General features: G+C 57.0%; 11 protein-coding genes, 1 tRNA gene and 1 riboswitch. Of the genes, 4 read left to right on the forward strand and 8 right to left on the reverse strand.

Features of this window, described 5'->3' with window-relative positions:
- Positions 1-12: 12 nt before the first annotated feature.
- Positions 13-117, forward strand: a riboswitch (TPP riboswitch).
- 98 nt (positions 118-215) lie between these two features.
- The 3 genes from thiC (at position 216) to DYE40_RS12920 (ending at position 4832) form a co-directional block, all read left to right on the forward strand.
- Positions 216-2090, forward strand: a complete 1875-nt coding sequence (gene thiC, locus DYE40_RS05885; protein ID WP_115308142.1) for a phosphomethylpyrimidine synthase ThiC — start codon at positions 216-218, stop codon at positions 2088-2090.
- A gap of 454 nt (positions 2091-2544) precedes the next feature.
- Complete coding sequence (locus DYE40_RS05890; protein WP_115308143.1) at positions 2545-4257, forward strand: molecular chaperone HscC; 1713 nt, start codon at positions 2545-2547, stop codon at positions 4255-4257.
- Between the two features lie 350 nt (positions 4258-4607).
- Positions 4608-4832 carry a DUF4357 domain-containing protein gene (locus DYE40_RS12920; protein WP_281270656.1) on the forward strand — a complete coding sequence of 75 codons (225 nt, stop codon included), beginning with the start codon at positions 4608-4610 and terminating at the stop codon, positions 4830-4832.
- A gap of 292 nt (positions 4833-5124) precedes the next feature.
- Here the strand turns inward: DYE40_RS12920 and DYE40_RS05900 are convergent, their stop codons facing one another.
- The 5 genes from DYE40_RS05900 to DYE40_RS05920 all read right to left on the reverse strand — a co-directional run bounded on the left by DYE40_RS05900 (position 5125) and on the right by DYE40_RS05920 (position 11081).
- Entirely contained in the window at positions 5125-5418 is a 294-nt protein-coding gene (locus DYE40_RS05900) for a chaperone modulator CbpM (protein WP_115308145.1), read from the reverse strand.
- A gap of 48 nt (positions 5419-5466) precedes the next feature.
- Positions 5467-6426, reverse strand: a complete 960-nt coding sequence (locus DYE40_RS05905; RefSeq protein ID WP_115308146.1) for a DnaJ C-terminal domain-containing protein — start codon at positions 6424-6426, stop codon at positions 5467-5469.
- A 119-nt stretch (positions 6427-6545) separates the two neighbouring features.
- On the reverse strand, positions 6546-8651 hold the full coding sequence (pnp, locus tag DYE40_RS05910; RefSeq protein ID WP_115308147.1) for a polyribonucleotide nucleotidyltransferase: 2106 nt from the start codon (positions 8649-8651) through the stop codon (positions 6546-6548).
- 310 nt (positions 8652-8961) lie between these two features.
- Positions 8962-10371, reverse strand: a complete 1410-nt coding sequence (locus DYE40_RS05915; RefSeq protein ID WP_115308148.1) for a HAMP domain-containing sensor histidine kinase — start codon at positions 10369-10371, stop codon at positions 8962-8964.
- A gap of 32 nt (positions 10372-10403) precedes the next feature.
- The gene (locus DYE40_RS05920) at positions 10404-11081 is read right to left on the reverse strand and encodes a response regulator transcription factor (protein WP_115308149.1); all 678 of its coding nucleotides are present in this window, start codon (positions 11079-11081) and stop codon (positions 10404-10406) included.
- 219 nt (positions 11082-11300) lie between these two features.
- Here DYE40_RS05920 and trmA point away from each other — a divergent pair, with 219 nt between their 5' ends.
- Positions 11301-12395, forward strand: a complete 1095-nt coding sequence (gene trmA / locus DYE40_RS05925; RefSeq protein ID WP_115308150.1) for a tRNA (uridine(54)-C5)-methyltransferase TrmA — start codon at positions 11301-11303, stop codon at positions 12393-12395.
- 121 nt (positions 12396-12516) lie between these two features.
- Here trmA and DYE40_RS05930 read toward each other — a convergent pair.
- The 3 genes from DYE40_RS05930 to DYE40_RS12265 all read right to left on the reverse strand — a co-directional run bounded on the left by DYE40_RS05930 (position 12517) and on the right by DYE40_RS12265 (position 13578).
- Positions 12517-12592: transfer RNA gene (locus tag DYE40_RS05930), tRNA-Asn, on the reverse strand.
- Positions 12593-12719: 127 nt separating this feature from the next.
- Positions 12720-13076, reverse strand: a complete 357-nt coding sequence (locus DYE40_RS05935) for a DUF4298 domain-containing protein (RefSeq protein ID WP_115308151.1) — start codon at positions 13074-13076, stop codon at positions 12720-12722.
- A 190-nt stretch (positions 13077-13266) separates the two neighbouring features.
- Positions 13267-13578, reverse strand: a complete 312-nt coding sequence (locus DYE40_RS12265) for a DUF7716 domain-containing protein (RefSeq protein WP_147286598.1) — start codon at positions 13576-13578, stop codon at positions 13267-13269.
- Positions 13579-13648 lie beyond the last annotated feature (70 nt).

Genomic DNA, 13648 nt, shown 5'->3' on the forward strand with positions numbered 1-13648 from the left:
GTTTTAATCGGCGGCACGAAACAGGGGTGCTGCGCTACGGTATGCAGAGCGCGGCTGAGAATCACCCTTATACCCGATCAGGATAATACCTGCGTGGGGAGTTTTCAGCACGGATACTTTTTCAGACGGCCTCGTGCCGCAGAATGTGCCGGAGGCCGTCTGAAAGCCAAACCGCTCCTGTTTCCTTGTTTGCAACGAGAAACAGGAGTTTTTTTATGGTACGCAAATCAGACGGCCGCGAAGCCGCGCAACTGGATGAACTGAGCCGCGACATCGGCATCCGCTTCCAATATCCCAATTCCGACAAAATCTATCTGACCGGCAGCCGCGCCGACATACGCGTGCCGCTGCGCGAAATCCGCCAAGACGACACCGTTACCGGCAAAGGCCGCGAGCCCAATCCGCCGATTCCCGTGTACGACACCAGCGGCGTGTACGGCGACCCGGATGCGCCTGTCGATTTGAAACAAGGCCTGCCGCACATCCGCAGCGCGTGGCTGGACGAGCGCGGCGACACCGAAATTCTGGCCGGCCTGTCGAGCGAATACGGCCGCGAACGCGCCCACGACCCCGCCACCGCCCATCTGCGTTTCAACCAGATTACCCGCCCGCGCCGCGCCAAAGCGGGCAGAAACGTCAGCCAGATGCACTATGCCCGCCAAGGCATCATCACGCCGGAAATGGAATTTGTGGCGATACGCGAGCGCATGAAGATGGACGAGGTTTTCAGACGGCCCGAATACGCCAAAATCATCAAACAGCACGCGGGCGAACATTTCGGCGCAAACCTGCCCCTGCACCCCGACCAGATCACGCCCGAATTTGTGCGCCGCGAAATCGCCGCCGGCCGCGCCATCATTCCCGCCAACATCAACCACCCCGAACTCGAACCGATGATTATCGGCCGCAATTTCCGCGTCAAAATCAACGGCAATCTGGGCAACTCGGCGGTAACGTCCAGCCTGACCGAAGAAGTGGAAAAAATGGTGTGGTCGCTGCGCTGGGGCGCGGACACGATTATGGATTTGTCCACCGGCGCACACATCCACGAAACGCGCGAATGGATTATCCGCAACGCGCCCGTGCCCATCGGCACCGTGCCCATTTATCAGGCGCTGGAAAAAACCGGCGGTATAGCCGAAGACCTCACTTGGGAACTGTTCCGCGACACGCTCATCGAGCAGGCCGAACAGGGCGTGGACTATTTCACCATCCACGCGGGCGTGCTGCTGCGCTATGTGCCGCTGACCGCCGGACGCATCACCGGCATCGTGTCGCGCGGCGGCTCGATTATGGCCAAATGGTGTCTGGCGCACCATCAGGAAAACTTCCTCTACACCCATTTCGACGAAATCTGCGAAATCATGAAAGCCTACGACGTGTCGTTCAGCCTCGGCGACGGCCTGCGCCCGGGCTGCATTGCCGATGCCAACGATGCCGCCCAGTTCGGCGAACTGCACACGCTGGGCGGGCTGACCGCCAAAGCATGGAAGCACGACGTGCAGGTGATGATTGAAGGCCCCGGCCATGTGCCGCTGCAACGGGTGAAGCAGAACATGACCGAAGAGCTGCAACACTGTTTTGAAGCACCGTTTTACACGCTCGGCCCGCTGGTTACCGACATCGCCCCCGGCTACGACCACATCACCTCGGGCATAGGCGCGGCCAATATCGGCTGGTACGGCACGGCCATGCTCTGCTACGTTACCCCCAAAGAACACTTGGGACTGCCCGACAAAGAAGACGTGCGCACCGGCATCATCACCTACAAGCTCGCCGCCCACGCCGCCGATTTGGCCAAAGGCTGGCCGGGCGCGCAGCTCCGCGACAACGCCTTGTCCAAAGCCCGCTTCGAATTCCGCTGGCGCGACCAGTTCCGCCTCGGCCTCGACCCCGAACGCGCCGAAAGTTACCACGACCAGACCCTGCCGGCCGAAGGCGCGAAAGTGGCGCATTTCTGCTCGATGTGCGGCCCCAAATTCTGCTCGATGAAAATCACGCAGGAAGTGCGCGACTATGCCGCCGCACAAAAAGGCATGGAAGAAAAAGCCATCGAATTTATGAAAAAAGGCGCGGAAATATACAGCTAGGCCGCCCAAACGCTGCGGCGGCACAAGGCAGGCCGTCTGAAAACCGGCCTGCTTCGGCAAAGATGCAGGGTTTTGTGCAAATCGTCCGTGCAAAAAACCGCCGCCGCGCAGTCCGACAGGCGGCAAACGTGCGGCGTAAGGCAGGCCGTCTGAAAGATACAGGCCGTCTGAAAAAAGATTTCCGTCTGCGCGGACACGGTGTTTTGCCGCGATTCCGCATCCCGTCTGTTCAGGTGCGGACGGGTGGCGGAACAAAATAAATACCAGGCCGCAGTTGAACAGGCAGCAGCAAAGCGCAGTAGGTTTTTTATTTTGTTCCGCGATATGTCATGCCGGACGTTTGACGGCATTTTGGCTGCTCGGGCAGGCTTGTGCCGTTTGCCGCCGTCCTTTCCATTCCTTTGCGCTGCCTTTACAATAAGCCCCTTTGTCCACAACGGCGCAACCTGAAATCATGACCCCGCAAATCGGTATCGACCTGGGTACCACCAACAGTCTCGCTGCCCAGTTTCTCGACGGCAAAACCCGCCTGATTCCCAACCGCCTCGGCCATTTTCTGACACCTTCCGTCGTCAGTGCCGACGATGCCGGCAATATTCTGGTCGGCCTCGCCGCCCGCGAGCGTTTGCGTACCGCGCCGCAGTCCACCGCTTCGGCGTTCAAACGCTTTATGGGTACAGAAAAAACCTTCCGCATCGGCGGCAAAAATTTCCGTGCCGAAGAATTGTCCGCGCTGGTACTCAAACAGATTAAAGAGGATGCGGAGGCCTTTTTGGGCGAAGCCGTGCGCGACATCGTGCTGACCGTGCCCGCCTATTTCAACGCCATCCAGCGGCAGGCCACGCGCAATGCCGCGCAAATGGCCGGACTGAATGTGCTGCGCCTGCTGAACGAACCCACCGCTGCCGGCCTTGCCTACGGCTTGCAGGAGCGTCCCGACGACACCCGTTTTCTGATTTACGACCTCGGCGGCGGCACTTTCGACGTGTCCGTTTTGGACTATTTCGACGGCGTGGTGCAGGTTTCCGCCAGCGCGGGCGACAACCATCTCGGCGGCGAAGACTTTGTGCAGGTGCTGCGCCACTGTTTTTTGCAGCGTTGCAAGAACGAGCTGAGCGACGAAGAGCGCATCAAACTCAGCGTCAGCAGCGAATTGTGGCAGACGCTGGAAACCGCCAAGCGCAGGCTGGGCGAGGAAATGCAGGCCGAAATCTCCGCCCGCCTCGACGGCCGCACGGTTTGCGCCACAATAAGCCGCGACGAATTTTACGAAGCTGCCAAGCCGCTGGTGGCACGCCTGCGCCGCCCGTTGGAACGCGCCCTGCGCGATGCCAAGCTGCGTCCCGAACAGATTGACAGCATTATCCTTGTCGGCGGTGCCACCCGTATGCCGCTGATCCGTCAAAGCATTGCCCAGCTGTTCCGCCGCATCGCCACCGTATCCGTCAATCCCGACGAGGCCATCGCACGCGGTGCGGCGGTACAGGCCGCCTTAATCGCCCGCGATGCCAGCGTGGAAGAAGTGGTGCTGACCGATGTGATGCCTTTTTCCCTGGGCGTGGAAACCGGCATCTTTTTGGAAAACGGCGAAAAAATCGAAGGCCGCTTTTCGCCGATTATCGAACGCAATATGCCTGTTCCGGTGTCGCGCACCGAACGTTACGTTACCGCCTACGACAACCAAAGTGCCATCCGTTTTGATGTTTTTCAGGGAGAATCCGCTGTTGCCAAAGAAAACCTGCTGTTGGGCAGCGTGGAAATCAAAATCCCGTCCCGTCCCGCCGGCGAAGTGTACGCCGACGTGCGTTTCAGCTATGACATCAACGGCCTGCTCGATGTGGACATCAGCAACGACGAATTTGACATCCGTGCCAACCAGACCTTCCGCCACAACAGCGCGAATCTGAGCGAAGCCGAAATCCAAGCCTCGCTGGCCAAACTCGCCGCACTCAAAGTCCACCCGCGCGAGCAGCAGGAAAACGTTTATCTCTTGGAAAAAGCCAAACGGCTTTACGAGGAATATCTCGGCGACCAACGCCAAACCATCGGCCATGCACTTGCCCAGTTTGAGCGCGTACTCGAAAGCCAGGATCCTGCCGCCATCCGCCGTGCGCAGAAGGAATTTGGCGGGTTTTTGGAACATTACGACGGCGGCTGGCTGCTGTAAGGCCGTCTGAAAGCCGACAGGCCGTCTGAAAACAGGGTGCTGCCCAAACCCCGTTTTCAGACGGCCTGATTGTTTGATGGCGGATGAAAAATATAGCGGGACAGAATAGACAGGCCGCAAGGACGCAGGTTTGTTATTTTGTTCCACTATATGAGCGTTAATTTGTGCTGTTCCCAGCGTAGGCCAACACCGCCGCACGGCTTGCACTCGACAACGGTACGGCGGGTAACAGCCCCCGCCACCTGATTGATTCCATCCGCTCCGACTGTGAAAACATCTTTGACGAAATCGACACTCTGCTGGCCGGCTCGCTTATCAATAAAGAATATGCGGACTATGCCCCCAAAAGCCTGCTCAAACTTCGGGAGCAATGGCTTTCAGACGGCCTGCTGGCAGAACACAACCCAAAGCAATACCGCCTGCAACAAGACTACACTTTCAGCAGCCCCAACTATGCTGCCGTTATGGTTATCGGAAAAAATGCCGACGGCTGGCTGGAATGGAAAACCGCCGAGGGTAAAACCCTGCACGACTGCTTCCGCAGCGGCCATACCGAATCCGGACAAGATGCCTAAGCTGTATAAAACGCTTGCTTTGTTTGCATTGCAGTTTGGGAAATAAGAGGGTTGGCAATACTGCAAACTGCCGGCAGCGGTATATGCCGGAACAAAAGGCCGTCTGAAAGACAGAATCCTGTTTTTCAGACGGCCTTTGACAGTGAAACGGCCAAACGTCAAACGCCTACGGTGCGTCGGGTTGTGGAAAATACAGGCAATGCGGAACGGATTTTCCAAAATATTGTGCGTCGGGGCGCGGCGGTAGGGCCGACGTTGGCAAGTTGTCCCACAGCCGGCAAATATATCGGGTTTAGTGTTCTTCGTCGGGCAATGCCCATACCGGCTGCGTTTTGCGCAGCTCTTCCACTTCGTCCAGCAGACGCATAATCAGACCCAGCGCGGGAATACCCGCTTCAAAATCGCGGCTGAGGCGTTGGGCGCGGCGGATGCGGGCAAGTTGGAAGCCGCTGAACAGCGTGCGTTCGGGTGCGCCGTCGATGCTGATGATGTCTTCTTCAATCAAGGCCAGCAGCCATTCGCGGCGGCAGCGGCTGGCGGTGATGATTTCTTCAAAGGTAAGGGTAATGTCGGTATGCTGCGTCATGGGGTGTCCTTTCGTAAAAACGCAAACGGCGGTTTGGCCGTCAGGCGGTTATTCGGTTCTGCCTGCGAAGTGGGCGGCAAGCGCGGCCCATGCGGCGCGGTCGGCTTCGTTTTGGGCACTGGGAACGCTGATGCGGATGTTGAGGTACAAATCGCCTGCTTCTTTGGCAGGAATGCCTTTGCCTTTCAGGCGGATGCTTTTGCCGTTTTGGCTGTTGGCAGGCAGGCTGACGTGCAGGCGGCCGGATGCGGTGGCTACGGTGATTTTTCCGCCGAGTACGGCATCCCACGGTTGGACATCAATGGTCTGATACACGTCTTTTTTGTTTTTGACGTATAAATCGGGTTTGTCGTGAAACTTGATTTTCAAATACAAATCGCCGTTTGCGCCGCCGTTGTAGCCGGGCAGGCCCTGTCCGCCGAGGCGGATTTGCTGGCCTTCGGTAATGCCCTGCGGGATTTTGACATTCAGGGTTTTGGCCTGGTACGAGGCACGGCCGTATTCGTCGATGGCGGGGACGTTCAGCGTCAGCGTGCGTTCCGCACCGACATAGGCGGCGTAAATATCGACGGCCAGCTCGGCGTGCTGGTCTTCGCCTTTTATCGGGCCGCTGTGGCGGGTTTGCTCCTGATATGGGCTGCCGCCGAAATGTGAAAACAGGTCTTCAAAATGGAAATCGCCCGCGCCGAAAGGCTCTTCGCCGCCCCTGTATTCGTAGCGGAAGCCGCCGCTGCCGTCCTGTGCGCCGTCAAAACCCCGGCCGAACGGGTTGCCGCCCGGACTGCGGCCATAGGGATTGGCCAGAATTTCATCGTATTCGGCACGTTTTTCTTTGTCCGACAAGGTTTCGTAAGCACGGTTGATTTCGGCGGTGCGCTCGGCGGCATCGGGTTCCTTGCTTACGTCGGGATGGTATTTGCGTACCAGTTTGCGGTAGGCTTTTTTAATGGTGTCGGCATCGGCGGATTTTTCCACGCCGAGTATTTCGTAATAGTTTTTTTCTGCCATGTTTTTTACCGATAAAGAGTTGTCCAATGCGGGCTATTGTTGGGGCGGCGGCGGCAAATTCAACGGAAGAGGCCGTCTGAAAAGTGTTCAGACGGCCTCTTTGCGTTTCGGACGGGGTTTTATTCTTCGGCGGGTGCGTCAATCAGGGCTTTGATCGACAGGCGCACGCGGCCGCGGTCGTCCACTTCGAGTGCCTTCACTTTGATGCTTTGGCCGACTTTGAGGTAGTCGTTTACGTCTCTCACGCGCTCGTGGGCAATTTGGCTGATGTGTACCAGGCCGCCTTTGCCGGGCAGGACATCAACAATCGCACCGACGTTGTTGTCGAGGATTTTGACTACGGTACCTTCGTACACTTTGCCGACTTCCACTTCGGCGGTGATTTCTTCGATGCGTTTCTTCGCGGCTTCCACGGCATCCGCGCTGACGGCGGCGATGGTGATGGTGCCGTCGTCTTCGATATTGATTTCGGTGCCGGTTTCGGCGGTAAGGCTGCGGATGGTGTCGCCGCCTTTGCCGATTACGTCGCGGATTTTGTCGGGGTTGATTTTCATGGTGAAGAGGCGCGGGGCGTGTTGCGACAATTCCTGCGGACCTTGTACGGCTTCCTGCATCCGGCCGAGGATGTGCAGGCGGGCTTCTTTGGCTTGTGCCAGCGCAATCTGCATGATTTCTTTGGTGATGCCCTGGATTTTGATGTCCATTTGCAGGGCGGTAACGCCGTCGGTGGTGCCGGCCACTTTGAAGTCCATATCGCCGAGGTGGTCTTCGTCGCCGAGGATGTCGGTGAGTACGGCAAACTTGTTGCCTTCCAAAATCAAGCCCATGGCGATACCGGCCACATGGGCTTTCAAGGGCACGCCGGCGGAGAGCAGGCTCAGGCAGCCGCCGCACACGGAAGCCATGGAAGACGAGCCGTTGGATTCGGTAATTTCGGATACGACGCGCATGGTGTAGCTGAAATCTTCCGGCTCGGGCAGCACGGCCAAGAGTGCGCGTTTGGCGAGGCGGCCGTGGCCGATTTCACGGCGTTTGGGCGCACCCATGCGGCCGCATTCGCCGGTGGAGTAGGGCGGGAAGTTGTAGTGCAGCATGAAGCGGTCGGTGTATTCGCCCGAGAGCGCGTCGATGATTTGCTCGTCGCGCTGGGTGCCGAGGGTGGCGGTGGCGAGTGCCTGGGTTTCGCCGCGTGTGAACAGGGCGGAGCCGTGGGTACGCGGCAGGACGTTGGTTTGGATGTCGATGGGACGGACGGTGCGGGTGTCGCGGCCGTCGATGCGCGGCTGGCCGTCGAGAATCTGGCTGCGCACGACTTCGGCTTCCAAATGTTTGAAGATGCCTTTGATTTCGTTGGCTGCAAGGGTGTCGGTGTCTTCGCTGATCAGGGCATCGCGGACAGCCGTCCACGCTTCGGCGATTTTCGCTCCGCGCGCCTGTTTGGAACGGATTTTGAAGGCTTCGGCGATGGTGCTGCCTGCGATTTCCTTCACTTTGGCAACCAGTTCGGCGTTTGGCTCGGGCGCGTTCCATTCCCACACTTCGGGGTTGGCTTCGTCGGCCAGCTCGTTGATGGCTTTGATAACGGCCTGCATCTGCTCGTGGCCGTACACCACCGCGCCGAGCATCACGTCTTCGGGCAGGATTTGCGCTTCGGATTCCACCATTAAGACGGCTTGTGCGGTACCGGCCACCACCAGATCGAGCTGGGATTGTGCAAGCTGGGTTTTGGTCGGATTCAGGACATAGCCGCCGTTCAGGTAGCCGACGCGTGCCGCACCGATGGGGCCGGCAAAGGGTACGCCGCTCAATACCAGCGCGGCAGACGCACCGATCATCGCGGGAATGTCGGAATCGATTTCGGGATCGACGGACACCACAGTCGCTACGACTTGGATATCGTGGTAGAAACCTTCGGGGAACAGCGGGCGGATGGGGCGGTCGATCAGGCGGCTGGTGAGGATTTCTTTCTCGCTCTGTTTGCCTTCGCGCTTGAAGAAGCCGCCGGGGATTTTGCCTGCGGCGTATGTGCGCTCGAGATAATCGACGGTGAGCGGGAAGAAGTCCTGGCCGGCTTTGACTTCTTTGTTGGCGGTAACGGCCACCAATACCACGGTGTCGCCCATGGATACTTTTACCGCACCTGCGGCCTGGCGGGCGATTTCGCCGGTTTCGAGGGTTACGGTGTGTTCGCCGTATTGGAAGGTTTTGACGTGTTTGTCAAACATTTGGGATTCCTTTGTTCGGATTGCGCCAGTCTAAAACGCTAACGGTGCGTGCTGCGGGCAACAGGCACCGTTAGGGTTTCAGGCTGCGCGGGGTGGTTGGAAAAAAGGCTGCGGATTCTGCGGTTGGCCCGTCATCGGCAGCACTCCGGTTTTGTTTTTCAGACGGCCTGTGCTGTGTGCGGAGGCCGTCTGAAAGCGGCGGATTATGCCATAAAAAGGCAGTTTTGCGGCAGCGGTGTATGCGGGACAAAGAGGCCGTCTGAAAACACTTTTTCAGACGGCCTCTGCAATGCGTTGCGGCAGAAGGGGACTAATCCTGCTGTTTTTCTTTTGTTTCGCCGGTTTTGCCGTTTTGTTTCGGGAAAACAAAACGCATACGCAGGCCGTTGGGCGCGGTGTTTTCGGCAAAAATGCGCCCGCCGTGCTGTTCGACGATGTGTTTGGCCAAGGCCAGGCCGAGGCCTGTTCCGGGTTTGCTGCCGCTGCTGTCGGCGCGGTAGAAGGCGGTGAAGATGTGGGGAAGCTGGCTTTCCGCCACGCCCGGGCCGTTGTCGGTAATGTCGATCAGCCAGTTTTTCGCATCCTGCCTCATTTCTACCCGGATGCTGCTGCCCCGGGGGCTGTAATTCATGGCGTTGCGGATGACGTTGTCGAAGGCGCGGTAGAGATAGCTTTCGTTGGCGGGCATTTCGGCTGTTTCCGGCATTTTTTCCAAAACCAGCTCGACGGTTTGGCTGTTTTTCTCGGCAACGGCCTGGCTGTCGTCCACCAGGTTGTGCATGAACGGTATCAGTTTGAGCGGCTCTTTTTCGATTTTGACGTTGGCGGTTTCGAGGCGGGAGAGGGTGAGCAGTTCTCCGACCAGCGTGTCCATGCGCATCAGTTCGTTTTCCAGCCGTTGCAGGTATTGTTCCTGTTTTTGCGGCTGCGACTGGATCAGGCCGACGATGGCCTGCATCCGTGCCAGCGGGGAGCGCATTTCGTGTGAGACATGGTGCAGCAGGTGGCGTTCTTTGGCAACGAGCTGTTGCAGCTTGCACGCCATTTTGTCGAATTGGGCGGCAAGCTGGGAAAGCTCGTCGTCGCGGTTGTCCATTTGTTGCGCGATGCGGGTTTCGAAATTGCCGTCGGCCAAACGGCTCATGCCGCGTCCGAGAATGCGGATGGGGCGGGTAATGTTGTGGGCGAGGATGTAGGCCAGGGTGAGGCCGACAAGGAAAATGAAGCCCAAAATGATGATTTCGTGCCAGGTTTGTTCCAAAGGCAGGCCGGGGATATACAGCGGGCTCGGGCGGCGTTGGATTTCGGTGTTGTCCCAGTTGCGGATGAAAAACAGGTATTCTTCGCCCCAGCGGCCGTATTCGAGATGGACATCTTTGCTTTCGGGATTGGCGGCGGCATAGGCGCGGGCTTTGGCAATTCTTTTGGGATCGACTTTGCGTCCGAGCAGGTCGGCTTGTTCGTCGCCGCTGATGATGAAGATTTTTTCCGGCCCCTGCGCTTCGTGCCAGCCTTCGAGCATTTCCCGCGCACCCGCCTCCCCTCTGACGCGGAATGCGCCCACGGCGTTGGCCAGCAGGATTTCGTCGATTGCCCGCTGTTGGTTGAAATGGGTTTCGGCCTGCGTCTGCTGCACCAGCCAAAAAGAAAAACTCGCCACGAATATGGCGCAGATGATGACTGCGCAAAACGTGGCGAAAATCCGTTGGAAGAGCTTCATTCTAAGCGTTGGCTTTCAAATGGTTTGGCAAATCAGTTTTTCACGAACAGATAACCCAAGCCGCGCACGGTTTGGATCAGCGAAGGATCGCCGAGTTTGTGGCGGATGCTGGAAATGTGCACATCGATGCTGCGGTCGAACTTGGCCAGTTTGCGGTCGAGGGCTTCTATGGACAGGGTTTCTTTGCTGACAACCTGGCCGGCGTGGCGCATCAGCACTTCCAAAAGGTTGAATTCGGTGCTGGTCAGTTCCAGCGGCGCATCGCCGACGGCGGCCTGGCGTTTGGAGGGATGCAGGGTAACGTTGCTGACGGAAATGCTGTTGGAAACATTGCTTTGGTCGTGCGTGTGCTGGGCGCGGCGCAGGATGGCGTTGATGCGGGCCAGCAGCTCGCGCGGGGTGCTGGGCTTGGGTACATAGTCGTCCGCGCCCATTTCCAAGCCGATAATGCGGTCGATGTCGTCGCCTTTGGCGGTGAGCATGATGATGGGGATGCTGCTTTGGGCGCGCACGGTTTTCAATACGTCCAAACCGTTCATTTTCGGCATCATGGAATCCAAAACCACTACGTCGTACTGGCCGGCCAGGATTTCGTTTACCCCTGCCTCGCCGTCGGGAACGCTGCGCACTTCCAAGCCTTCGGCGGTCAGGTATTCAGTCAAAAGCTCGGTCAGTACGGCATCGTCATCTACTAATAATACGCGACTCATGTTCTCAATCCTATGTTGTTAAAATCCGGTTGGGAAAAATCTTTACAATTCTATCTTAACACGCGCTTTGCGGTTTTAGATAGCGCAGCCGCCCCGCCGTTTGCGCTTTTTTGCAATAATGCGGCCGTCTTAACATATTCCGTCCTTTTCAGACGGCCTCTGCCGTGTTTCCGGCAAAAACGGCTATAATCCGCCGCTTTTCTGCCTATGGACACCGCTATGCACGGCTCCGACTACATCCGCCAGCTCGACGATAAAGCCGCTTTTCTCCGCCGTCTGTTTGCGGACATCGACATGCCCGGCTGGGAGATATTCCCTTCGCCGGAGCAGCATTACAGGATGCGTGCCGAATTCCGTATCTGGCACGAGGGCGGCACAATCCGTTACGCGATGTTCGAACGCGGCAGGAAAGCCGGCGGAGCATCGGTGGTGCGTCTGACGCAGTTTTCTGCCGCATCTGCCGCCATCAACGCCCTGATGCCCGAGCTGCTTGCCGCTCTGTCTGCCGAAGAGGTGCTGCACAAGCGACTGTTCCAATGCGAATTTCTTTCCACATTGTCGAGCGATATGCTGGTCAGCCTGATTTACCACCGCAAACTTGACGATGCGTGGCGGACGGCGGCGGAAGCCTTGCAGCAGCGGTGTGGTATCGCCCTTATCGGCCGCAGCAAAGGGCAGAAAATTGTATTGTCGCGCGATTTCGTAAGCGAAGCCTTCCTTGTAAACGGACAGTTGTTCCGCTACCGCCAGCCCGAAGGCGGCTTCAGCCAGCCCAATGCGGCGGTGTGCGTCAAAATGCTCGAATGGGCGTGCGGCTGTGCGCAAGGCTTGGGCGGCGACCTGCTCGAGCTTTATTGCGGCAACGGCAATTTTACCCTGCCTCTGGCGCGGCATTTCCGCCGCGTGCTGGCTACGGAGGTCTCGAAAACCTCCGTACAGGCCGCGCAATGGAATATCGAGGCGAACGGGGCGGACAATATCCGCATCGCGCGGCTGTCGGCGGAGGAGTTTGCCCAAGCGGCTTCGGGCAGCCGCGAGTTCCGCCGCCTGCGGGAGCAGGGCATCAGCTTGGCCGATTACGCGTTTTCCACCGTATTCGTCGATCCGCCGCGTGCGGGCGTGGACGAGGCTACTCTGCGTCTGCTGCAAAATTTCGACAACATCATCTATATTTCCTGCAATCCGGAAACCCTGCGCGCCAATCTCGATCTGCTGCTGGCGACACATGACATAAAAGCCGCCGCCCTGTTCGACCAGTTTCCGTTTACCCCGCATATCGAAAGCGGCGTGCTGCTGCGGCGCAAGGCCGTCTGAAATCGCATTATGGAGCAGCAAATCCGCGTTTTCAGACGGCCTTGCGCATCGGGTAATCGTGGGGTTGGCGGATAAAGCCAAAGAAAAAAGCCAAATCGCGAAGATTTGGCTTTTTTGTATCTGGCTCCCCGACCTGGGCTCGAACCAGGGACCTGCGGATTAACAGTCCGTCGCTCTACCGACTGAGCTATCGGGGAAAGAAGCCGCGCATTTTAGAAAGGTGTTTTTATTGCGTCAAGATATTTTTTAGGGTTTATTTTAGTTTTATGTTTCATAAACATATTTTTTGCAAACTGCAAACCATCTGCCCGCTGGGCCGCAATTTCAGACGGCCTCAGGGCAGGTAGGAGCGCGGTTTGCGGGGTCGAGTGCGGCGGTTGCGTCGCGCAGTTGCTGCCATGCGAGGCGGTTGTAGTCGCCGAACGCGTCAAACAGCGTGTCTTCGCCCAATACGCTGTATTCGCCTTCGGTACGCAGCGAAACGGGTAGGCCGTCTGAAACGGCATCGGCGTATTCCATATATTCTTCCGCGTAAAATTTATCGAGTTCGGCCATGATTTGCGCTGCCTGCCGCCATTGCTGCCGTGCGGCTTCGAGTTGGGGCAGAAGTTGCAGCCAGCGGCGGTAAAGTGCTTGGATTTCATCGATGCGCTGCTGCGCCTGTTCGGTGGTGGGGGACATGGTCGTTCCTTTTGTTATTCGGTGCCTGATGCCGCTTTTTCAGACGGCCTATATATTCTGCCAAACGGGTCTGCGGTTTTAAACCGTGTGCGTGCCTGCTGCACACGCCTTGCATCATGCTGGTTACGCTTGTTCCGGTTGCAATAGGCGGCTTCGACAAATATTAAAATTTTAATATACAATCAAATAGTTAATCTAAAAAATCATCATGATTCCAATAATGTAAAACTGCATTAATTAAAGAATGTGTTGCGGCATCAGAATGGTTTTCCATGTAGTTATTAACTACATCGGTAAATGTCGGAGATTCCAACCAATTTTTATAATCTTTATTGCTTTCTATAAGGAGCTCGTCATTTTCATTTTCCGGTAGTAAAAAAGTACACTTGAGCAATCCTTCGCGGGTTTCTACATCATCGTTTCTTAATGTATAAATGAAACCGTAGTCTGAAAGATTTTCTTTTGAATCAATTAAATTTTTAATTCCGATAAATTTAATCATAGCTCGATTTCCCCTTCATTGAGTTCTTTGCATTTATTTAAGATAAAAATGTTCCGTCAAGTAAGGCAAA

This window comes from Kingella potus (assembly GCF_900451175.1).
Lineage (GTDB): Bacteria > Pseudomonadota > Gammaproteobacteria > Burkholderiales > Neisseriaceae > Neisseria > Neisseria potus.